A 21340-nucleotide genomic window follows, 5' to 3' on the forward strand; every position below is an offset into this window, starting at 1 on the left:
CACACCGCCGTTTGACTATGGCACAGGGGCGGCACCCGGCGAAACATCCATAACCTTGCGGAACACCAGAGAAAGATTGTTGGCCGGCATTTCCACCACCCGGGCAAGGACGAGGCCGTGCCGCGAAGCGCAGGCGGCCACCTCCGCGAGGGGCCGCAGGCCGAAGCGCGGGTCCTGGCGCTTGAGGTCGAGGTCGAAGGCGATGTTGCTGGGCGCGGTGGGCACGCCGTCCCTGAGATAGGCGCCATAGGTGAACAGGATCCCGTCCGGCGGCAGGCGCGCGCCGGCGCCGCGCATCAGGCCCTCGGTCGCCTCCCACGGGCTGATGTGGATCATGTTGATGCACACCACCGCATCCACCTTGCCCACCGGCCACGTCTCAGCCGAGGCATCGAGGGCAAGCGGCTCCCTGACGTTCGCGAGGCCTTCGGCAGCGATCCAGGCGGCGATGGACGCGCGGGCATAGGGCGAGGGATCGGAAGGCTGGAACACGAGATGGGGGGCGCGACGGGCGAAATGCACCGCATGCTCGCCAGTGCCGCTGGCGATCTCCAGAACCAGGCCTGAGCTCGGCAGCAGCGGCAGCAGGATGTCGCCGATGGGGCCGCGGTTGTTGAGCGTGGCCGGCGCCGAGCGGCGCGCGTCGGGAACTTCGGCGGACAAGGCGGGCTCCGGGGCGGCAGGGCAGTGATGACGCGATCTTGACCCCTCCGCCGCCCCCGCTCAACCGCGGCCTTGTCCGAGGGTGCCGTCTGCCGCCATCTGCCGCATGGGCGGGCACGCCGCGGATGCACGGGCGGTTTTCCGCTGCCCGTCCTTGCGCCACCGGGTGCGCCGGCTGAATTATGAACGCAAGATTAGATGTGACGCCGCAGCCGCGGCGATATAAGGAGCCGACGAGATTGGCGGGACCGGCCCCCCGCCTTCGGGATTACCGCCTCAATGACCAGCAGCCGTGACGCCTCATTTCTGGACGCCGCCCGCAAGGAGCCCCTGCCCCGCCCTCGCCCCGGCGCGGCGGACCGGGCCGCGCTCGCCCGCGCGTTCGACGAGCTCTCGGCCTATATGAACGCCTGCATCCTGGGCCAGCCGGCCTTCGTGGAACTGCTGCTGATCGCCGTCTTGGCCGACGGCCACCTCTTGGTGGAGGGCGCGCCGGGCCTCGCCAAGACCAAGGCCATCAAGGCCCTGGCCCACGCCATCGACCTCACCGACCAGCGCATCCAGTTCACCCCGGACCTTCTGCCCTCCGACCTCACCGGGACCGACATCTACCGCCCCGAGGACGGCAGCTTCCAGTTCCAGGAAGGTCCGGTGTTCCACAATTTCATCCTGGCGGACGAGATCAACCGTGCCCCGGCCAAGGTGCAGTCGGCCTTGCTGGAGGCCATGGCCGAGCGGCAGGTGACGGTGGGGCGCACCACCCGCCGCCTGCCGGCGCTGTTCATGGTCATGGCCACCCAGAACCCCATCGAGCAGGAGGGTACCTATCCCCTGCCCGAGGCCCAGCTCGACCGCTTCCTGCTGCATGTGCGCATCGACTTCCCGGACGTGGACGCCGAGCGCCAGATCCTGCGCCTGGTGCGCGGCGAGGCGCGGGGCGAGGCACCGGACTTCGGGGCGCCGCTGCCGCAGGAGGTGGTGTTCGCCGCCCGGCGCGAGGTGCAGGGGGTGCACATGGCAGAGCAGGTGGAGGAATATCTGCTTCAGCTGGTGCAGGCGACGCGCCGGCCCGAGCTCTATGGCGCCGATCTGGCGGGGCTCGTCGGCTTCGGTGCCAGCCCGCGCGGCACCATCGCCCTCGACCGCTGCGCCCGCGCCCACGCCTGGCGGCGCAAGCGCGACTATGTCATTCCGGAGGATGTGCAGGCCGTGGCCAAGCCCGTGCTGCGCCATCGCGTGCTCATGACCTTCGAGGCGGAGGCCGACGGCGTGACCAGCGACGACTTCATCGACCTGCTGCTCGCCCGGGTGCCGGTGGGCTGAGGGCGGCTTTCGAATGGCCGGACCCGATTCCCGAGCGAAAGCATCGACCGGCCTCCTGGGCGTGCTGGCTGGCCGGCGCCCCGAGGCGCCCGCGCGCGCCCGGACCGCCGAGCCCGCACCCGCGGCCCACGCGCAGCACCAGGACGCGGTCGCCCGCCAGCCCGCGCCCGCGTCCCACGCGCACCATGGCGTGGTCGCCCGCCTCTCCGACCTCATCGCCACCCGGCCGCGCGGCGGCGGCAGCTTCGCGTCCGCCAACCGGGTCAGCACCCAGCTTTACGGGGGCCACCGCTCCGCCTTCCGCGGCCGCGGCATGGAATTCGATGAAGTGCGTGCCTACCACCCCGGCGACGATGTGCGCACCATCGACTGGCGCGTGACGGCCCGCACCGGCCGCACCCACACCAAGCTGTTCCAGGAGGAGCGCGAGCGCCCGGTGCTGCTACTGGTGGATGCCCGCGCCGCCATGCGCTTCGGCACCCGCGAGAGCTTCAAGTCGGTGCTGGCGGCCAAGGCGGCGGCGGTGCTGTCGTGGGTCGGCATCGCCGGCGGCGACCGGGTGGGCGGCGTCGTGCTCTCGCCCTCCGGCCTCGCCGCCTTCCGGCCCGAGCGCAGCCGGCGACGCATCCTCGCCTTCATCGGCGCCATCGCCGACGCCACCGCCGAGCGGACCGGCCCCCCCGCCGCGGAGCCCTCCCTCGCCGACGCCCTCGCCCGGCTGCGGACCCTGATGCGGCCGGGCACGCTGGTGTTCCTTATCAGCGACTTCGGCGATCTCGACGCCCATGCGGCGCGGGAGGCGGGCCGCCTCGCCATGGACGGGCCGGTGACCTGCGTCTTCACCTTCGACCGGCTGGAGGCGCAGATGCCGGGCCCCGGCGTTTTCCCGGTGACCGACGGCGCCGCCGTGGCGCGTCTCGATGCCGATCGAGCGGCCTTGAGGAGCGCCTATGCCCGGCGCTTCGCCGAGCGGCGGGGCGCGCTGGAGCACCTCGCCCGCGAGCGCGGCATGGTGCTGGTGGACCTCGAGACCGGCACGGACCCGGCCGACGCGCTGAACCCCGAGCGGCTGCGCCGGGCCGGCCCGCCCGCGCGGCGGACCGTGGCATGATCGCGCCGGCCATGGCCGCCCCCGATTTCTCCACCCCCACGGTCCCTGGATCGCCGGGCACCGAGGATCCCCTGGCCGCCCTGCGCGACATCCACCTGCCGCCGGAGGTGCCGGTCTGGCCGCCCGCCCCGGGCTGGTATGCCCTCGCCGGTCTGGTGGTGCTCGTTCTGATCGTGCTCGCCATCCGCGAATGGCGGTGGCGCCAGACCCTCGCCTACAAGGCGCTCAAGGCGTTCGACGCGGCGCTGGGGCCGCCCGGCGCGGCCGATGCCCAGCAGGTGGCGGTCGCCGCCTCGGACGTGCTGCGGCGTCTCGTCCGCGCGCAGGGCGGCGATAGGCAGGCGGCGCTCACCGGCGCCGCGTGGTCGGGGCTCCTCGCCTCCGGCCGGCGGGGGCTTGCCCCGGCGGAGGCGGCCTTTCTTGCCGAGGCGCCCTATGTCCCGCCCGGATCGGCGGCCGGCGGCGTCTCGGCCGACGCCCTCGCCGCCGCGGTGCGGCGCTTCATCCGGGCGCGCGCATGATCACGCTGGAATGGCCCCTCATGCTGGCGCTGCTGCCGCTGCCGCTGCTGGTCCGTCTGCTGCTGCCAAGGGCGCGGGAGGAGCGGGCCGGCGCCCTGCGCCTGCCGTTCTTCGCCGACCTGGCCCTTGCCGGGCTGGTGACGCCCGGCCGGCCGCGCTGGCGGCGCACCCGGCTCGCGGCGCTCGCCTTCATCTGGACCCTGCTGGTGATCGCCGCCGCCCGCCCCGTGCATGTGGGCCGGCCGCTGGAAATCCCGGTGGAAGGCCGCGAGATCATGCTGGTCATCGACCTCTCCGCCTCCATGTCGCAGCGCGACCTCTCACGCGGCGGGGGACCCATGGACCGGCTGCAGGTGGTGAAGGGCGTTGCCGACGACTTCATCGCCCGCCGCGCCGGCGACCGGGTGGGACTGATCCTGTTCAGCACCCGCGCCTATGTGCAGGCGCCGCTCACCCTCGACCGCCGGGTGGTACGCGACCTGCTCGCCGAAGCCAGCATCGGCATGACCGGGCGCAATACCTCCATCGGCGATGCCATCGGCCTTGCGGTGAAGACCCTGCGCGACCGGCCCTCCAAGGACCGCGTCGTCATCCTCCTCACCGACGGCGCCAACACCTCCGGCGTGCTCGATCCGCTGGAGGCGGCCGCCATCGCTGCCAAGGAGAACCTGCGCATCCACACCATCGGCGTCGGCGCCGACGGCCTCGATTTTACCCCCGGCGGGGCGATCAACCCCTCGGCCGATCTCGACGAGGCGTCGCTGAAGGCCATCGCCGCCTTGACCGGCGGCAAGTATTTCCGCGCCCGCGACGAGAAGGGCCTGACCGCCATCTATGCGGACATCGACCAGCTGGAACCGGTGGCGGGCGACCCGCAATATGTGCGGCCCACCTATGCCCTGTTCTTCTGGCCGCTGGGCGCCGCGCTCGCGGCGAGCTTTCTGTTCGCCGCTGCGCTGCTCCTCCCCCGGGCCGCCGGGCGCAAGGCCCCAGCCCCCGTCGCGGAGGCGCCGTGATGGCCGGGGCGTTCCACTTCCTGCGGCCGGAATGGCTGCTGGCCCTGCTGCCGGCGGCGCTCCTCGCCGGCCTCCTGCACCGCCGGCTGCGCCAGGGCCGCAACGACTGGGAGCGGGAGGTGGACCCGCATCTGCTCGTCCATCTCGCCTCCCCCGGCCGGCGGACCGCCGGGCAATGGCCGGCCGTGCTGGCCTTCGCCGCATGGACCGCCGCCGTCTTCGCCATGGCCGGGCCCACCTGGCAGAAGCTGCCGCAGCCGGTCAGCGGGCGCCTCGACCCCGTGGTGGTGGCGCTGAGCCTTGCCCCCAGCATGGCCACCACGGACGCCAGCCCCGACCGGCTCGCCGCCGCCCGCTTCAAGATCGCCGACGTGCTGACTCGCATGCGCGGCGGCGAGGTGGCGCTCGTGCTCTACGCCGACATGCCGTTCACCGCGGCGCCCTTGACCGAGGACGCCCGGGTGGTGTCGCAGATGCTGCCGGACCTCGCCACCGACCTGATGCGCGGCAATGCCGACCGCCCCGAGGACGCCATCGACCGGGCGGTGGTGCTGCTGAAGGGCGTGGGCGCCATGAGCGGGCGCATCCTGCTGGTCACCGATGGGCCGGGCGACGACCCGCGCCTCGCCCAGACGGCGGCGAAGACGGCAGCGGCGGCCGGTTTCAAGGTGAACGTCATCGGCGTCGGTGGCAGCACGGTCGCACCCATCGATGATGCCGGCCTGAAGGCCCTCGCCGCGGCGGGTCAGGGCAGCTATTCCCCCCTGACCGCCGACGACCGCGACATCGAGCGCACGCTGCCGCCGGTCACCGCGGGTGGCGGCGGGGTCACCGACAGCGAGGGCTTCACCGCCGACGTCTGGGCCGACATGGGGCCATTCGTGTTGCTGCTCGCCGTGCTGCTGGCGCCCCTCGCCTTCCGCCGGGGCTGGATCGCCGTGCTGGCGCTCGCGGCGCTGCCGGCCCTGATGCCACACGGCGGAGCGCAGGCGCAGGCGCTGCCGGCGACCTGGGACGATCTGTGGTGGCGGCCCGACCAGCAGGGCGCCGCCGCCTTCGACGCCGGCGACTATGCCGGTGCAGCGCAGCGCTTCGAGGATCCTGCGTGGCGGGCGAGTGCGCTCTACAAGGCCGGAGACTATGCCGGCGCGGCCACCGGCTTCGCCGGCCTGCCCGGCGCCGACTACAACCGTGGCAATGCGTTGGCGCGCGCCGGACGGCTGGAAGAAGCGGTGGCGGCCTATGATGCCGCCCTCGCCGCGACGCCGGACGACGCCGACGCCCAGTTCAACCGCGACCTCGTGCAGAAGCTGATCGACGCCCGCAAGAAGCCCGATCCCCCACCCGGCGGTGGCGGTAGCGGTGGTGGCGGCGGAGGTGGAGGCGGCGGAGGTGGAGGCGGCGTTGGGGGCCAGTCCTCCGGCGGCGACGGACAACGGCAGAAGCCGGACGACAAGCAAGGCGCCGGCAATCCGCCCCCCGACCAGAACAAGCCGGGCCAGCAGGCCGGGGATGGCACCAAGCCGCCCGCCCCGCCCCCGCCGGACGCCGGATCGCCTCCGGGTGCCACGAACCCGCCACCCGGACCTGCGCCGCTGCCGCCGCGCCGGCCGTCCGAGCTCGCGTCCAACGCCCAGCAGCCGCAGTCCCCCCAGCAACAGCCGCCCCAGCAGCAGCCCGCGCAGCAACCGCCGCCCCAAAGCCCACCGCAGCAGCAGCAGCCTCAGGCGGCCCTGCCGCCGACGCCCCCACCGCCCACGCCGCCTGCGGATGCGCCGCCCCCCATTCCGCCGGCGCCCCAGCCCGGCGCCGGCCTGCCGAAAGGCAAGGAGGATCCGAACACCGCCTTCGACGCGCCGCCAGCTGCCCCCTCGCAGCCGCAGGCTCCGCCTGCGTCGCCGCCGCCAGCGGCCAGTCCGCAGACTCCTCCTGCCATCTCCGACGACGCCCAAAGCCGCGAGCAGGCGCTGCGCCAGGTGCCGGATGATCCCGGCGGCCTTCTGCGCGCCCGCATCCGCGCGCAATATACCGGCCGTCCCGTCGCCGTCCCCGAGGAGGACCAGCAGTGACCCGCCTGGCCCGACCCCCGCGCCTGATGTTCGCGACGCTGCTCGCCTGTGCGCTCCTCCTTGTCGCGACGCCGCTCCTCGCCGGGCCGTTCAAGGCGAGCATCGAGCGCCTTCCCATGGACCAGGGCGACACCTTCGAGCTGGTGCTGAGCCTGACCGGCCGCGACAGCCTGGAGCCGCCCAACGTGACCCCGCTGACGCGGGATTTCGACATTCTCCAGCGCGCCAAGCGCAGCCGCACCGAGACCGTGGCCGGGCGGCCGGTGGAGGTGAACGAGTGGGTGCTGACGCTGTCGCCCAAGCGCGCCGGCCGCCTCACCATCCCGCCGCTGACCCTCGGCACCGAGACGAGCCAGCCCATCGACATGGACATCGCCGCCGGCAGAGCCATCGAGCCGCCGGACGACGGCCCGATCTCGATGGCGGTGGAGGTACAGGCGAGCCCGCCCTTCTACCTGCAGAGCGAGATACCCGTGGTCGTGCGCATGTTCGACCGGGTCGGCGCCATGGAGGCCAATGCGGAGCAGCCCGCCGCCGACGGCGCCACCTTCGCTCCCGATGGCCAGCTGCGCCGCTACACCCGCAGCTTCGGCCGCCTGCGCTACCGCATTGTCGAGCTGCGCTACATCATGCGGCCGCAGCGCGCCGGCACCCTGCTCATCACCCCCGTGGCGCTGCGTGCCACCATCCCCACCTCGCCCCCCGGCCAGCAGGAGCAGGCGCGCACCCTCGGCCGGCCGGCCATGCCGTGGCTCGGGGGAGCGTTCGATGCCGGGCGCAAGATCACCGTTCTGTCCAACCCGGTGGAGGTGGAGGTGCGGCCCCGCCCGTCAGGCGTCACCGGCTGGTTCCTGCCGGCCCGCGCCGTTCGCCTCACCGAGGGCTGGTCCAAGCCGCCCGCCGATGCACGGGTCGGCGTCGCCTTGACCCGTACGCTGCGGCTGGAGGTGAAGGGCGCGAGCCCCGGTCAGCTTCCGCCCCTCAAGGCGGGAGAAGCGGACGGCGTGCGCCAGTATGCGGACGAGGACCGGCCCCAGGCGACCCAGGTGGAGGGCGGTCCGGGCGCGGTGGTGGAAACCCGCGTCACCGTGGTGCCCACCCGGCCGGGCACCCTCACCCTGCCCGCGGTGTCCGTGCCGTGGTGGAACGTCGCCACCAACCGCGCCGAGACGGCCACCCTGCCGGCCGTGGTGCTGAACGTGGCGCCGAGCGCAGATCCGGCCGGCGCACCCGCGCCTGCGCCCGTTGCGGCCGCGCCGCGCACGGCGGCGCCGGCCCCCGCCGCGGCCGAGGAACCGGGCTGGCCGATCCGCGACGTGCTCGCCATCGGCGCAGTGGCCGCGCTGATCCTGACCTTCATCACCCTTTCGGGCCGCCGCGGTGGCCGGCGGCCGGCTGAACGGGCGGCCACGCCCGAGCGTCTCGCCGCGCCGCCCTCGGTGCGTCGACGCCCACCCTTGCGGCGCGCCCCGGCGGTGCCCCTGGATGAGAAGGCCGCCGCCCGCGCCGTGGAGGCCGCCTGCCGCCAGGGCGACGCGAAGGCCGCCCACCGCGCCTTCCTCGCCTGGAATCGCGCGGCCGGGCCGGGCCACGCCGGAACCGCATCCGCCCGCACGCCGGCCATGGCGGCGGCCCTCGACGGGGTGAGCCACCACCTTTATGCCGCCACCGGCGACCGGTGGGATGGCAGCGCCTTTCGCGCCGCCTTCGCCGCCGAGCGCAAGGCCGCCCGCAAGCCCGTCGCCCGCGGGGCCCGTGGCCTTGCGCCGCTCTATCCCCGAACGCGCTAGGTTCTGAGGACCGCGCGCCGGGACCCGCGCGCGTTACGTCAACGCGCGCGGTCAGGCCGATCGGCGGGCCTCAATGGTGCTGGTGGCCGCCGGCCGCAGCGGCGGCATCGCCGGCCTTGGCGCCGATGCTCCGCACCTCGTAGCTCACGTCGACCTTGCCCGCCTTTTCGAAGGTCAGGGTTCCGCTCACCGTCTCGCCCTCCTTCAGCGGGGTGGTGAGGCCGGTGAACATCAGATGATAGCCGCCGGGCGCAAGCTCCACCGTCTGGCCGGGCGGGATCTCCAGCCCGCCGGTGAGCTGGCGCATGGTCATGACGCCGTTGGACATGCCCATCTCGTGGACCTGCACTTCCGAGGAGCGGGCGAAGGTGCCGCCCACCAGCCGGTCGGGGGTGGTGCCGGTGTTGGTGATGCGCAGGAATCCGCCGGCCACCTTGGCGCCGCCGGGCGTGGCGCGGCTCCACGGCGCGTCGATGACCAGCGCATCGGCCTGGGCGACCCTGGCGACGGCAGGCGTGCCGCCAGGGGCCGCGATCTTCAGCACCGGGGCGGGCTGCGCCGCCTTCTCGCCGGGGCGGGCGACCTCCACCCAGCGAAGCTCGCCCTTCTCGCAGGTCTGCACCACCGGCACGGGCACGGCGCGCGCGCCGGCCTCGGGCGCGAGATAGGCGATGAAGACGAACTCGTCATACTGGCCGTCCGGCAGACTGCCGCCGCTCCAGCGGATGGACTTCACCCCCTCCCTGACCTCCTTGCCGTGGAAGGCATAGGCGCGGTCATAGGCGCCGGCCTCGGCGGCGAGGGTCCAGCCGGGCTTGGGCATGGGCTTGGCGGCGACGAGCCCGTCGGGGATGGTCACCTTGAGGGAGGTGGTGGGCGAGCCCTCGCAGCCGTGCCCCACCTTGAGCACGGCCTTGTAATAGGTGCCGGCGACGGCGTCGGACTTCTCCAGCGTGACATGGGCGGAGGCGGGAGCGGCGGCGAGGCCGGCTGCGACGGCAGCGGCGAGCGCGCCGAAAATGGCGGTACGGGTCATGAAAAATCCTTGCGGCAGGCGCCGGCCCCGCGGGGCCGCGACGCGTCCGGTTTCAGCTCTGAGTGACGAAACGGGCGGTCAGGCGCGGGCCGGCGGGCCGGTGGCCTCGAAGGCGAGGCGCAGTGCGGGCGCCACCGCGCCAGCAGCATCGGGGCCGAAGCCGAGGGCGATGAGGTGCGGCGCGGGCGGGGCGAAGGCTTCGGCCGGAGCATCGAGCAGCGGCGCAGGGGCGCTCGCCGCGCAGCCGAGCACGCAACATAAGGCTGCGGAATCATGCCCGGTATCGGGATCGGACGCGCCGCCCGAGCACAGCAGGTCGGTGCCCGCCGCAAGGCGCAGCCCCGCATGCTGCGCCATCGCCGCGCCGCCCAGCACCGCCTGGGCGAGGACGAGATAGGCGAGAGCGAAGCGGACGAGGACCGCCTGCCATGAAAAGCGCCGGAGCATGGGCCATGGCTTAAGGCCCGTGCCCGCCCGCGGCAAGGCCCGCCAAGCGCGGCGGGTGCGCGCGGCGGCCGCGCTGGACAGGGGCGGGCGAAGCCTGCACCCTTCCCGGGATCGTTCGTGTCCCGGGACTGCCCCATTCCGAGCCCGGGGGAGATTTGCCCATGTCCGCCCCGTTTCCCTTCGACAATTCCTATGCCCGCGAGCTTCCGGGCTTCTATGCCCCGGCGGCGCCGACGCCGGTGGCCGCGCCCGCGCTGGTCAAGGTCAACGCCCCCCTTGCCGAGGCCCTCGGCCTCGACGCCGCGGCGCTGGCCGCGCCGGAAGGCGTCGCGGTGTTCGCCGGCCTCGCGGTGCCGGAGGGCGCCGAGCCCATCGCGCTCGCCTATGCCGGGCACCAGTTCGGGCACTTCTCGCCGCAGCTCGGGGACGGCCGCGCCATCCTCCTCGGCGAGGTGGTGGGGCGCGACGGGGTGCGCCGCGACATCCAGCTCAAGGGCTCCGGCCCCACGCCCTTCTCCCGCCGCGGCGACGGCCGCGCGGCGCTCGGGCCGGTGCTGCGCGAATATATCGTGAGCGAGGCCATGGCGGCGCTGGGCATCCCCACCACGCGGGCGCTCGCCGCCGTCACCACCGGCGAGAGCGTGGTGCGCGAGCGGGCGCTGCCCGGAGCGGTTCTGGCGCGGGTGGCGGCGAGCCACATCCGCATCGGCACCTTCCAGTTCTTCGCCGCCCGCAAGGCGACCGATGCGGTGAAGCAGCTCGCGGACTACACCATCGCCCGCCACTATCCCGAGCTTCAGGGGGCGAAGGAGCCGTATCTCGCCCTGCTCGACGCGGTGATCGGCCGGCAGGCGGCGCTGATCGGCCGCTGGCTCAACGTGGGCTTCATCCACGGCGTGATGAACACCGACAACATGTCGGTCTCGGGCGAGACCATCGATTACGGCCCCTGCGCCTTCATGGACGCCTACGACCCCAACACCGTGTTCTCGTCCATCGACGAGATGGGCCGCTACGCCTACGGCAACCAGCCGGACATCGCCCACTGGAACCTCGCCCGCTTCGCCGAATGCCTCATCCCCATCGTGGACGCGGACAAGGACGCGGCCATCGCCGCCGCCAACGCCACGCTGGGCACCTTCCCCGCGCGCTTCTATGCCGCCTATCACGCGGGCCTTTCCGCCAAGATCGGCCTGCCGGAGGCGGGCGAAGAGGACGTGGCGCTGGCCCACGATCTCCTCAACCTGATGATCCCCTCCAAGGCCGACTTCACCCTCACCTTCCGCCGCCTCGGCGCGCTGGCGGAGAATGCGGGCGCGGGCGGGCCGGTGCGCGACCTGTTCCTCGACCGCGAGGCCTTCGACGCCTGGGCCGAGCGCTGGCGCGCACGGCTCGCCGCGACGGGACGCACGGGCGCCGACATCCGCGCCGGGATGGACCGGGTGAACCCGCTGTTCGTCCCACGCAACCATCTGGTGGAAGGGGTGATCTCCGCCGCCATCGAGCGCGGCGACTACGGCCCGTTCGAGGAGCTGAACCGCGTGCTGGCGCGGCCCTACGAGGAGCAGCCGCAGTTCGCCGCCTATGCGGGGCTGCCGCCGTCCATGGAGGGGTATCGGACATTTTGCGGGACGTGAGGGACGAGCGGCGATCGCCCGCTGCGCCGGTTTCGCTCTGGTCCTCGGATCGGCGCTTCGGCAGGCGAGTTGGTTTCCGTGCAGCTCGCGGCGCCGTCGTCCTCCGACTTGATCGGAGGACCCGTGGGGTTGCTCGTCCCTGTCTCCGGACACCCGCTCCAGCGGATGGATGGGCCCTCCGGTCACGCCGGAGGGCGACGGCAGCGAAAGGATGAGGGTGTCGGCCCTTCGACCGCCCCCCGGGCACACTCCCAAAAGAAAAGGGCGCGGCCGAAGCCGCGCCCTCTCTCATTTCTGGACCGCTGGATGGATCAGAAATCCATGCCGCCCATGCCGCCCATGCCGCCGCCGGGCATGGAGGGCATGCCGCTGTCCTTCTTCGGCAGCTCGGCGACGAGCGCCTCGGTGGTGACGAGAAGGCCGGCCACGGAGGCGGCGTCCTGCAGGGCGGTGCGCACCACCTTCGCCGGATCGACGATGCCGGTGGCGATCATGTCCACATACTCTTCGGTCTGGGCATTGAAACCGAAGGTCGGATCGTTGGACTCCTGCACCTTGCCCACCACGATGGAGCCTTCCACGCCGGAGTTCTCGGCGATCTGGCGGATGGGGGCCTCGAGGGCGCGCAGGACGATCTTGATGCCGGCAGTGATGTCGGGATTGTCCGACTTCACCAGCTCAACGGCCTTCTTGGCGCGCAGCAGGGCGACGCCGCCACCGGGAACGATGCCCTCTTCCACCGCGGCGCGGGTGGCGTTGAGCGCGTCGTCCACGCGGTCCTTCTTCTCCTTCACCTCGACCTCGGTCGAGCCACCGACGCGGATTACCGCGACGCCGCCCGCGAGCTTGGCCAGCCGCTCCTGGAGCTTCTCGCGGTCGTAGTCCGAGGAGGTCTCCTCGATCTGCGCCTTGATCTGGTTCACGCGGGCCTCGATGTCGGCCTTCTCGCCGACGCCGTCCACGATGGTGGTCTTCTCCTTCTCGAGGATCACCTTCTTGGCGCGGCCGAGCTGGGCGAGGGTGACGCTCTCCAGCTTGATGCCGAGGTCTTCCGAGATCACCGTGCCGCCGGTGAGGATGGCGATATCCTCCAGCATGGCCTTGCGGCGGTCACCGAAGCCGGGGGCCTTCACCGCCGCGACCTTGAGGCCGCCGCGCAGCTTGTTCACCACGAGGGTGGCGAGGGCCTCGCCTTCCACGTCCTCGGCGACGATGACGAGCGGACGGCCGGTCTGCACCACGGCCTCGAGGACCGGCAGGATCGGCTGAAGGCCGGAGAGCTTCTTCTCGAAGATGAGGAGGTAGGGCTCTTCCAGGTCGGCGATCATCTTCTCCGCATTGGTGATGAAGTAGGGAGAAAGATAGCCGCGGTCGAACTGCATGCCCTCGACCACCTCGAGCTCGGTCTCGGCGGTCTTGGCTTCCTCGACGGTGATGACGCCCTCGTTGCCCACGCGCTGCATGGCGCCGGCGATCATCTCGCCGATGGAGGCATCGCCGTTGGCGGAGATGGTGCCCACCTGCGCGACTTCCGCGGAGGACGACACCTTCTTGGCGCGGCCCTGGATGTCGGCGATGGCAGCGGCGACGGCGAGGTCGATGCCGCGCTTCAGGTCCATCGGGTTCATGCCGGCGGCAACCGCCTTGGCGCCTTCCTTCACGATGGACTGGGCGAGCACGGTGGCGGTGGTGGTGCCGTCGCCGGCCTTGTCGTTGGTCTTGGAGGCGACCTCACGCACCAGCTGGGCGCCGAGGTTCTCGAAGCGGTCCTCGAGCTCGATCTCCTTGGCGACGGAGACGCCGTCCTTGGTGATGCGCGGGGCGCCGAAGGACTTCTCGATGACCACGTTGCGGCCCTTGGGGCCGAGCGTGACCTTCACGGCATTGGCGAGGATATCGACGCCACGCAGCAGCTTCTCGCGCGCATCGCCGGAAAACTTGACTTCTTTGGCAGCCATGACGGCCTCCTGATTGGATTTATCGTTGCCGGGTCAGGCGCACAGCGAGTGGTGCGCCACGTCGGGCTCGGCGGTTCGGATCAGCCGATCACGCCGAGGATGTCGCTTTCCTTCATGATGAGCAGATCCTGCCCGTCGATCTTCACCTCGGTGCCGGACCACTTGCCGAACAGCACCTTGTCGCCGGACTTCACGTCCAGGGGCACGAGTTTGCCGGCCTCGTCGCGGGCGCCGGGTCCCACCGCGATCACCTCGCCCTCCTGGGGCTTCTCCTTGGCGGTGTCGGGGATGATGATGCCGCCGGCGGTCTTCTGCTCGGCTTCGATGCGCTTGACCACAACGCGGTCGTGCAGGGGGCGGAAGGTCATTGATGATACCTCTTCGGGGAGCGCGAGCCAGATGCCCGCCGGTTCTGGCACTCTTGATAGAGGAGTGCCAAGCTCGACGCCGGAGATAAGCGGCCGCCTGCTCCCCGTCAAGGCGCGCCGCAGCATCGAACCCGGACGCGGGCGCGAACGAGGGCGTGGGGGCCGGCTAGCAAAACGGTAACGCGCCGTGGTTTATGCTTCCTACAAGCTGGACCGTAGCCGGAGGCGCTGAGGCCCCCGACGGCATCGACGCGGGCGGCGCCAGCCTTTATGGTCGGTCAACCGGCTGGGTATGGTCGAGTTTCTGGTTCCAGGCGGCGGGAGGCCTCGGAGAGCACATGACGAAGATGATTGCGGGATCCAAGTCCGGGGTGGGGCGCACGCGCCGCGCCATGCTCACCGGCGCGACCCTGACCCTGCTGGCCCTCGGGCTCGCCGCCTGCGAGACCACCCCCACGGCTCCGCCGCCGCCGGCCCGGCCGCAATACACCAGCCCGATCCCGGCCGAGCGCCTCGTGGGCCGCTGGGGCCTTGCCGCCTACCATCGCCCGGACGACGCCACCCGCACGGAAAACCAGGCCCGCGCCACCTGCGGCAGCAATCCCTACGTCATCACCGCCGGCCCCAACGGCGGCGTCATGATGTATCTCGCCGACGACAACAAGCTGACCGAGCTGGTCTCCAAGCAGTCGGGCAACGGCCCGGTCTATATCGGCCCGCCCGAGGACCCGGCCGGCGGCGAGCGCGACCGCCAGGTGGTGCGCTTCGACGGCAATGTGCTGGTGCTGAAGTTCGTCGACCCCGAGGTCGCCAAGCGCTACGGCAGCATGATCTACGTGCGCTGCTCCTGACCTGACCCGCCTTTCGCCGGCGCTCACCGCCCGAAGGCGGTGAGCATGGCGGAGCCGCGGTTGGTGGGATCGAACAGGTGGAGGCCGAGCTCCTCGGCCAGTTCGCGGAAGGCGGCGATGCCGCGCACCGAATTGCCCTTGGCGTCGAGCCGCGGCGAATAGGTGGCGATGCCGAGCTGCCGGTTGACCACGCCGAGGATGCCGCCCCCCACCCCGCTCTTGGCCGGCACGCCCACGTCGAAGGCCCAGTTGCCGGCGAAATTGTACATGCCGCAGGTGAACATCACCGCCAGCGTGGCGCGCACCGCCTCCACCGAGAAGGCGGCGCTGCCGGTGAGCGGGTTCTCGCCGATGTTGGCCAGCGTCGCCCCCATGCGGGCGAGGTCGGATGCGGTGACCAGGATGGAGCACTGGCGGAAATAGAGGTCCAGGGTGGCGTCCACGTCGGCCACCAGCGCCCCCGCGCTGGTCAGCAGATGGGCAATGCCGCGGTTGCGGTGCCCGGTTGCCGCTTCCGAGCTGTAGACCGCCTCATCGACCGACAGGCTGCGTCCGGCGGCGGCCGAGAAGCGGTCCAGCACCATGGGGAAGGCATCCGCCCCCAATTCCTCGGCGATGAGCCCGGACACGGTGATGGCGCCGGCATTCACCATGGGGTTGAACGGGCGGTTGGTGTGCGGATCGAACACGATGGCGTTGAAGGCATCGCCCGAGGGCTCGACGCCCACCCGCGACAGCACCTTGTCCCGCCCGGCGATCTCCAGCGCGAGGCAGAAGGCGAAGGCCTTGGAGATGGACTGGATGGTGAACGGCACCTCGGCATCGCCGGCGGAGACCACCTCGCCCTCCACCGACACCACGGAAATGCCGAAGCGCTCGGGATCGACCCGCGCCAGCTCGGGGATATAGCCCGCAAGCTCGCCGGAGGTGTCGCCGCGCACCCGCTCGAGCGTGTGCTGCACCACAAGTTCGAAGCCGTAGCCGGACGGCGTGCTCGGATTCTCGGCCGGTGCGTGCGGGCTCATCGCCATGAAAATCCCCCTGGCCCAATTGCGGCCGCCGCAGGACGGTGGCGGCAGGCACGCGCGGGCATCCCACAGCCAAGCATGATGCGTGCCATCGGGTCCGTCACCCGCGGATGAGGCGGCTTCCGAAACGGAACGCGCGGGGACCGGTTTGGAGCGCCGGCCCAGGAAAAAATCGGACCGCGCCGGGCCGGCGTCAGGGTCTTCGCTGCCTTTCGCGATACCTCTTTAAGGCTCGGAAGAGACGTGCCGCCTCACTCGTCCATCTTCAGGGCGGCGATGAAGGCTTCCTGGGGAATCTCCACCTTGCCGAACTGGCGCATCTTCTTCTTGCCTTCCTTCTGCTTGTCCAGAAGCTTGCGCTTGCGGCTGATGTCGCCGCCATAGCACTTGGCCGTCACGTCCTTGCGCAGCGCCTTGATGGTCTCGCGGGCGATGATCTTGGCGCCGATGGCCGCCTGGATCGGAATGTTGAACAGGTGCTGGGGAATGAGGTCCTTCAGCTTCTCGCACATCACCCGGCCGCGGGCGTCGGCGCGGGCGCGGTGCACCAGCATGGAGAGCGCGTCCACCGGCTCACCATTCACCAGGATCGACATCTTCACGAGGTCGCCGGGGCGATACTCGGTGATCTGGTAGTCGAACGAGGCATAGCCCTTGGAGATGGATTTCAGCCGGTCGTAGAAGTCGAACACCACCTCGTTCAGCGGCAGATCATAGGTGACCATGGCGCGCGCGCCCACATAGGTCAGCTCGATCTGGGTGCCGCGCCGGTCCTGGCAGAGCTTCAGCACGCTCCCCAGATAATCGTCCGGAGTGAGGATGGTGGCGCGGATCCACGGCTCGCGGATCTCCTCGATCTTCACCACGTCCGGCATGTCGGCCGGATTGTGTAGGTCGATCACCGAGCCGTCGGTCATCTGGATCTCATAGATGACCGAGGGGGCGGTGGCGATGAGGTCGAGGTTGAACTCGCGCTCCAGCCGCTCCTGGATGATCTCCAGGTGCAGCAGCCCGAGGAAGCCGCAGCGGAAGCCGAAGCCCAGCGCGGCGGAGGTTTCCATCTCGAACGAGAAGCTGGCGTCGTTGAGGCGCAGCTTGCCCATGGCGGCGCGCAGGTCCTCGAACTGGGCCGCATCCACCGGGAACAGGCCGCAGAACACCACCGGCTGGGCCGGCTTGAAGCCCGGCAGCGCCGCCTCGCACGGGCGCTTCTCCTCGGTGATGGTGTCGCCGACACGGGTGTCCGCCACCTCCTTGATGGAGCCGTTGAGGAAGCCGATCTCGCCCGGCCCCAGCTCCGCCAGCGCCACCATCTTGGGGGTGAACACGCCCACCCGGTCCACGTCGTAGGTCGCGTCGGCCGCCATCATCTTGATGCGCTGGCCCTTCTTCAGCACGCCGTCGACCACGCGCACCAGCACGACGACGCCGAGGTAGGTGTCGTACCAGGAGTCCACCAGCAGCGCCTTCAGCGGCGCCTCGCGGTCGCCGAGGGGCGGCGGCAGGCGGGTGACGATGGCCTCCAGCACCTGGTCCACGTTGAGCCCGGTCTTGGCCGAGATGCCGATGGCATTGGAGGCGTCGAGGCCGATCACGTCCTCGATCTGCGCCTTCACCTTCTCCGGTTCGGCGGCGGGCAGGTCGATCTTGTTGAGGACGGGGACGATATCGTGGTTGTTGTCGATGGCCTGGTAGACGTTGGCCAGCGTCTGCGCCTCCACGCCCTGGGAGGCGTCCACCACCAGGAGGGAGCCCTCCACGGCGGCGAGCGAGCGGTTCACCTCATAGGCGAAGTCCACGTGCCCGGGGGTGTCGATGAGGTTGAGCGTGTAGGTCTCGCCGTCCAGCGCCTTGTAGGACAGGCGGACGGTCTGCGCCTTGATGGTGATGCCGCGCTCGCGCTCGATGTCCATGTTGTCGAGCACCTGCTCGGTCATCTCGCGCTCGGAGAGCCCGCCCGTCATCTGGATGAGGCGGTCGGCGAGTGTCGACTTGCCATGGTCGATATGGGCGACGATGGAGAAGTTGCGGATGTGCTTCTGGGCGCTGGCGGTCATCCGCGCCGCATAGCATCGGCGCGGGGCGGCCACAAGGCGCGCCGCTCCGGCGCGCAACCCGCGGAGCGGGCGAAAGCCCGCCCCGTCCGGGTCACAATCCCATCAGGCGGCGGGACTTGGGCGCGGGAGCCGGCTCCTCCGTCGCATCCGCCTCGGGGCCGGGATCGTCGGGCAAAGGCGGCAAGGCAATGATGGGATCGGGCCGGGCCTCCGGCCGGGCGCCGCGGCCCCGGTCGGCCGCCGGCGGGGCGGGGGCGGCCGCTTCCGCCGGTGCGGCCGGAGCGACGAGGGGCGGCGACGGGACGGCGACCGGCGCCGGAGCCGGCAGCGCCTCGGACGGCTTGGCCGGCGCAGGCTCGGGCTCCGCGCTTGCGAGCGCCTTCGCCTCAGCCTGCGCCTTGGCCTCGGTTTCGGCGCGCGCGCGGGCTTCCGCCTCCGCCCGGGCCTCGGCCTCGATGAGGGCGGCCGCATCGGCCTCGGCCTGGGCTTCCGCCTCCGCTTCGGCGGCGGCGATGGCGGCGAGCTCGGCGGCCTTGGCCTCCTCGCTGGCGCGCACGGCGGCGATGGCCGCCTTCACCCGCTCGGCCTCATGCTCCAGGATGGGCGTGGCCGAGACGCCGGGCGGTACCTCCCAGACGAAGGCGTCGAGCCGGCCAGATACGGGCGAGATGGGCGCCCAGCGGTCCGAGACCACCCCGTCAGCGATCCAGGCCGGATCGCGATTGGCCCGCACGGCGCGGGCCGTCCACTCGCGGGCCTTGCCGATGTCGGCATGCTCGGCAGCTTCCAGCTCGGCCATCAGCAGGCACACGCGCTGGCTCGGCTCGGTGAGCAGCGGTTCCAGCACCAGGCGGGCCTGGCGGAACTCCTGCGCGTCGATGGCGGCGCGGGCGAGGGCGATGGCGCTCTCGCGGTGGGACGGCGCCTTGTTGGCGAGGGTGCGGATGCGCTTCAGCCGGTCATGGGCGGCATCGCCGGGGCGCAGATAGGCCTCCACGTCCGCCAACTCAGGGTGCGGGTTGGCGGCGAACGCGGTCTCGACGATCTTCGCCGCCTTGCGCAGCTCGCCGGCGCTGCCCAGCAGGCGGCCGGCGCAGGCGGCGGCGGGCACGAGGGTGGGGGCGAGGCGCACCGCCTCCACCGCCTTCTCGCGCGCCACCAGCGGATCGGAATGCTCCAGCGCGACCGCCTCGGCGGCGAGCAGCACGGCGCGGCGGCGGCGGTATTGGGCCTTGTCGATGCCCTTTTGCGCCATCTGGCGCTCCAGCACGGCGCGGGCGCCCACATAGTCGCCGCCGGCGCAGCGCGCCTCGATGACCGCCTCGGCGGCCCAGCCCAGCGTCGGAGCGGCGGAGGCCGCCTCCTCGGCGATGGCATAGGCGGCGAGCTTGTCGCCGGCCTTGCGGGCCTCCATGTGCAGGCCGCGCAGGCCGAGCAGCCGGGTGGCAGGATCGTCCACCATGGCGCGGAAGGCGGCCACGGCCACCTCGTGCTTGCCGTCGAGCTGCGCCGCCTGGGCGGTGAGCAGATGGGTCAGCGGCTCGTGGGGCAGCAGGCGGGCCGCATCGGCACGGGCCTGCCGGACGGCGGCATTGTCGCCGATGCCGACAGCGAGGAGGCCGCGGGTCACCGCATTCCAGCCCTTCTCGCGCCGGCGGCGGCGGGAGAAGGCGGCGACCATGCCCGGCGAGCGCACCAGCAGCGACAGGAGCCGCCAGAGCAGCAGCAGCACGCCGGCGACCACCGCGATGACCGCGAGGGCCACCGGGACCGTGGTCTCCACCCGCCAGCCTTCCCACACGACGGCGATCTCGCCCGGCCGGTCGGCGAGCCAGGAGACGCCGAAGGCGATGGCGGCGAGGAGGATGAGAAAGAGGACGAGGCGGATCACTGCGTCTTCCCCGAAATGGTGGCCAGCTGCTGCTGGTACAGCGTTGCAGCGACCCGCACCGCCGTGGCGCGGGCCTCGATGTCACGCATCACCAGAAGGCGCTGCTGCACGGTCTCCGGCAGCTGCTTCAGGGTGCGCAGGGCATCCTCCAGCTGGCCGGACCGCACCTGGGTGACGGCGGTGGCGATGAGCCCCTCGGCATCCACCCCGCCGGGGCCGGAGGCGGGACGCACCTTCACCAGGTTCTCGGCCGAGGCCATCAGCCGGTCCACGAGGGACGCGCTGGGATCGGCGGGCGCCGGCGCCGGGGTGCCGATGGCGGCGGCGCCTTCCCGGGCGAGCCGCTCGGCGAGCTTCGCCGGCGGGGCGAAGCCGTCGCCGGCCGATGCGGCGAAGGGGTCGAGCGCGCCCGCGCCGCCCCCGAGGGTCGCCTTGGCGGCGGCAAGCTCCGAGGCGAAGGGTCGGCCGGACACCACGGCGTCGCGGAAGCCGGCGATCACCACCAGACCCGCCGCGTTGCGGTTGAACTGGCTGGCGCTCGCGGCGGCGGCCGCGATGTCCTTCTTCAGGGCGTCTAGGCGCGGCCCGATGGCCTGGATCTGGCCGGCCAGCTCCTCGGACTTCGGCCCCATGGCCTTCACCTGCGCGGTCAATTCCTGGATCTGGGTGACCAGACCCTGAACCTGCGCGCCGAGGGCCTGAACCTGCCCGCCCGCCTGCTGTGCGGCGCCGTTGGCGGCGCCCACGGCGGCCTGCAGGGCGCTGTCGCTGGTCTTCAGGGCCTCCAGGTCGCGGCGCAGGGTGGCGACGGCCTCGCGGCCGGCATCGGCGCCGGCCTTCAATTCGTCCACGGTCTTCACCAGCTCCGGCGGAACCGCCGGGGGCGGCGGAGCGGCGGGAGCCGCTGCCAGGGGAACGGCCTGAGCCTCCGGCGCGGGCGGCGGGGCGGCGGGGGCGGCCTTGAGGGCGGCGACGGCCTCCTCCAGCTGCTTCAGCGCGGCCTCGCTGCGATCGAGCCGGTCGGACAGGCCGGTGAGGATGGCGGGATCGGCCGCCGGGCGCGCCTCCAACGCGGCGATGCGCGATTGCAGCGGCGCGAGATCGACGCGGGGCGCTGGCTGAGCGACGGGGGCCGGTGGCGGCGGCGCGGGCGGATAGAGCTGCGGCAGCGCATACCACAGGCCGCCAGCGACGGCGCCACCCCCGACCACACCGGCCAGGAGCGCGCCGAGCAGAGAACCGGAGCGCGCCGGGGCGGGCGCAGGGGCCGCGGGCGGCGGGGTGTCCGCGACGGCGGCCTCGGCCGCCTGCTCGGCGCTCGCCGGCTCGGTGTCGGGGGGAAGATCGGTATCGTGGGCTGCCGCGCGGTCGGATGCGAAGGCGACATCGTCCGCCGGAGGGGGCGGCGCGGCGGCGCCGGCGGTGCCATGCTCCGCCGCAACCTCCTCGGCCTTCAGATCCAATGTTGGCGGGATGCGGGGCGGACGGGAGGAGAAGTTCTCCGTCTTCGGATCGTCGCTCGCCGGAGTGTCGGTGGCCATCGGCGTCGCTCGTGCCTCCCTCGTCAGATCGGA

At 72.1% G+C, this 21340-nt stretch carries 17 protein-coding genes; 8 read left to right on the plus strand and 9 right to left on the minus strand.

From position 1 onward, the window contains the following. Nucleotides 1-15 precede the first annotated feature (15 nt). Nucleotides 16-663, minus strand: a complete 648-nt coding sequence (locus ABLE93_RS17325) for a DUF938 domain-containing protein (protein ID WP_348841098.1) — start codon at nt 661-663, stop codon at nt 16-18. 402 nt (nt 664-1065) lie between these two features. On the opposite strand from ABLE93_RS17325, the gene ABLE93_RS17330 reads away from it, so the two are divergent. Genes ABLE93_RS17330 through ABLE93_RS17355 form a run of 6 tightly spaced genes read left to right on the plus strand, consistent with a single transcriptional unit; the run spans nt 1066 to nt 8493 of the window. Beyond that, on the plus strand, nt 1066-1986 hold the full coding sequence (locus tag ABLE93_RS17330; RefSeq protein ID WP_348841200.1) for an AAA family ATPase: 921 nt from the start codon (nt 1066-1068) through the stop codon (nt 1984-1986). A gap of 13 nt (nt 1987-1999) precedes the next feature. Further along, nucleotides 2000-3097 (plus strand): DUF58 domain-containing protein, encoded by a 1098-nt coding sequence (locus ABLE93_RS17335; RefSeq protein WP_348841099.1) that lies wholly within the window; start codon nt 2000-2002, stop codon nt 3095-3097. Then, nucleotides 3094-3618 (plus strand): DUF4381 domain-containing protein, encoded by a 525-nt coding sequence (locus ABLE93_RS17340; protein ID WP_348841100.1) that lies wholly within the window; start codon nt 3094-3096, stop codon nt 3616-3618. Before ABLE93_RS17335 ends, ABLE93_RS17340 begins: the two co-directional genes overlap by 4 nt. Then, nucleotides 3615-4634: a vWA domain-containing protein gene (locus ABLE93_RS17345; RefSeq protein ID WP_348841101.1), complete on the plus strand. Its 1020-nt coding sequence runs from the start codon at nt 3615-3617 to the stop codon at nt 4632-4634. The genes ABLE93_RS17340 and ABLE93_RS17345 overlap by 4 nt, the downstream gene beginning before the upstream one ends. Further along, nucleotides 4634-6703, plus strand: a complete 2070-nt coding sequence (locus tag ABLE93_RS17350; RefSeq protein ID WP_348841102.1) for a tetratricopeptide repeat protein — start codon at nt 4634-4636, stop codon at nt 6701-6703. The genes ABLE93_RS17345 and ABLE93_RS17350 overlap by 1 nt, the downstream gene beginning before the upstream one ends. After that, the gene (locus ABLE93_RS17355; protein ID WP_348841103.1) at nt 6700-8493 is read left to right on the plus strand and encodes a BatD family protein; all 1794 of its coding nucleotides are present in this window, start codon (nt 6700-6702) and stop codon (nt 8491-8493) included. The genes ABLE93_RS17350 and ABLE93_RS17355 overlap by 4 nt, the downstream gene beginning before the upstream one ends. A gap of 70 nt (nt 8494-8563) precedes the next feature. Here ABLE93_RS17355 and ABLE93_RS17360 read toward each other — a convergent pair whose 3' ends face one another. Further along, entirely contained in the window at nt 8564-9529 is a 966-nt protein-coding gene (locus tag ABLE93_RS17360; protein WP_348841104.1) for a DUF1775 domain-containing protein, read from the minus strand. A gap of 78 nt (nt 9530-9607) precedes the next feature. Beyond that, nucleotides 9608-9976 carry a hypothetical protein gene (locus ABLE93_RS17365; RefSeq protein WP_348841105.1) on the minus strand — a complete coding sequence of 123 codons (369 nt, stop codon included), beginning with the start codon at nt 9974-9976 and terminating at the stop codon, nt 9608-9610. Between the two features lie 161 nt (nt 9977-10137). Between ABLE93_RS17365 and ABLE93_RS17370 the strand changes: the two genes are divergently transcribed. Further along, a complete protein-coding gene (locus tag ABLE93_RS17370; protein WP_348841106.1) occupies nt 10138-11613 on the plus strand; it encodes a protein adenylyltransferase SelO in 1476 nt (491 codons plus the stop codon). Nucleotides 11614-11924: 311 nt separating this feature from the next. On the opposite strand, the gene groL is transcribed toward ABLE93_RS17370, so the two are convergent. Beyond that, nucleotides 11925-13571, minus strand: coding sequence for a chaperonin GroEL (gene groL, locus ABLE93_RS17375; protein WP_348841107.1), 1647 nt, complete (start codon nt 13569-13571; stop codon nt 11925-11927). Between the two features lie 80 nt (nt 13572-13651). Continuing rightward, nucleotides 13652-13939 (minus strand): co-chaperone GroES, encoded by a 288-nt coding sequence (groES, locus tag ABLE93_RS17380; protein WP_348841108.1) that lies wholly within the window; start codon nt 13937-13939, stop codon nt 13652-13654. A 347-nt stretch (nt 13940-14286) separates the two neighbouring features. Here groES and ABLE93_RS17385 point away from each other — a divergent pair, with 347 nt between their 5' ends. Continuing rightward, a complete protein-coding gene (locus ABLE93_RS17385; RefSeq protein WP_510183051.1) occupies nt 14287-14790 on the plus strand; it encodes a hypothetical protein in 504 nt (167 codons plus the stop codon). Nucleotides 14791-14813: 23 nt separating this feature from the next. On the opposite strand, the gene glsA is transcribed toward ABLE93_RS17385, so the two are convergent. The 4 genes from glsA to ABLE93_RS17405 all read right to left on the minus strand — a co-directional run bounded on the left by glsA (nt 14814) and on the right by ABLE93_RS17405 (nt 21307). After that, nucleotides 14814-15821, minus strand: coding sequence for a glutaminase A (gene glsA, locus ABLE93_RS17390; RefSeq protein WP_348841110.1), 1008 nt, complete (start codon nt 15819-15821; stop codon nt 14814-14816). Nucleotides 15822-16069: 248 nt separating this feature from the next. After that, the gene (lepA, locus tag ABLE93_RS17395) at nt 16070-17875 is read right to left on the minus strand and encodes a translation elongation factor 4 (RefSeq protein WP_348841111.1); all 1806 of its coding nucleotides are present in this window, start codon (nt 17873-17875) and stop codon (nt 16070-16072) included. 91 nt (nt 17876-17966) lie between these two features. Then, the gene (locus ABLE93_RS17400) at nt 17967-19766 is read right to left on the minus strand and encodes a heme biosynthesis protein HemY (protein WP_348841112.1); all 1800 of its coding nucleotides are present in this window, start codon (nt 19764-19766) and stop codon (nt 17967-17969) included. Next, nucleotides 19763-21307 (minus strand): COG4223 family protein, encoded by a 1545-nt coding sequence (locus ABLE93_RS17405; RefSeq protein WP_348841113.1) that lies wholly within the window; start codon nt 21305-21307, stop codon nt 19763-19765. Before ABLE93_RS17405 ends, ABLE93_RS17400 begins: the two co-directional genes overlap by 4 nt. Nucleotides 21308-21340: the final 33 nt, after the last annotated feature.

The organism is Xanthobacter pollutisoli, from assembly GCF_040044995.1.
Classification (GTDB): Bacteria; Pseudomonadota; Alphaproteobacteria; order Rhizobiales; family Xanthobacteraceae; genus Xanthobacter.

Bases quoted from the DNA above. Each gene is read 5' to 3' on its own strand.
- ABLE93_RS17330 (WP_348841200.1), top strand. From the start codon at position 1,066: ATGAACGCCTGCATCCTGGGCCAGCCGGCCTTCGTGGAACTGCTGCTG.
- ABLE93_RS17335 (WP_348841099.1), top strand. From the start codon at position 2,000: ATGGCCGGACCCGATTCCCGAGCGAAAGCATCGACCGGCCTCCTGGGC.
- ABLE93_RS17340 (WP_348841100.1), top strand. From the start codon at position 3,094: ATGATCGCGCCGGCCATGGCCGCCCCCGATTTCTCCACCCCCACGGTC.
- ABLE93_RS17345 (WP_348841101.1), top strand. From the start codon at position 3,615: ATGATCACGCTGGAATGGCCCCTCATGCTGGCGCTGCTGCCGCTGCCG.
- ABLE93_RS17350 (WP_348841102.1), top strand. From the start codon at position 4,634: ATGGCCGGGGCGTTCCACTTCCTGCGGCCGGAATGGCTGCTGGCCCTG.
- ABLE93_RS17360 (WP_348841104.1), bottom strand. From the start codon at position 9,529: ATGACCCGTACCGCCATTTTCGGCGCGCTCGCCGCTGCCGTCGCAGCC.
- ABLE93_RS17365 (WP_348841105.1), bottom strand. From the start codon at position 9,976: ATGCTCCGGCGCTTTTCATGGCAGGCGGTCCTCGTCCGCTTCGCTCTC.
- ABLE93_RS17370 (WP_348841106.1), top strand. From the start codon at position 10,138: ATGTCCGCCCCGTTTCCCTTCGACAATTCCTATGCCCGCGAGCTTCCG.
- groL (WP_348841107.1), bottom strand. From the start codon at position 13,571: ATGGCTGCCAAAGAAGTCAAGTTTTCCGGCGATGCGCGCGAGAAGCTG.
- groES (WP_348841108.1), bottom strand. From the start codon at position 13,939: ATGACCTTCCGCCCCCTGCACGACCGCGTTGTGGTCAAGCGCATCGAA.
- ABLE93_RS17385 (WP_510183051.1), top strand. From the start codon at position 14,287: ATGATTGCGGGATCCAAGTCCGGGGTGGGGCGCACGCGCCGCGCCATG.
- glsA (WP_348841110.1), bottom strand. From the start codon at position 15,821: ATGGCGATGAGCCCGCACGCACCGGCCGAGAATCCGAGCACGCCGTCC.
- lepA (WP_348841111.1), bottom strand. From the start codon at position 17,875: ATGACCGCCAGCGCCCAGAAGCACATCCGCAACTTCTCCATCGTCGCC.
- ABLE93_RS17405 (WP_348841113.1), bottom strand. From the start codon at position 21,307: ATGGCCACCGACACTCCGGCGAGCGACGATCCGAAGACGGAGAACTTC.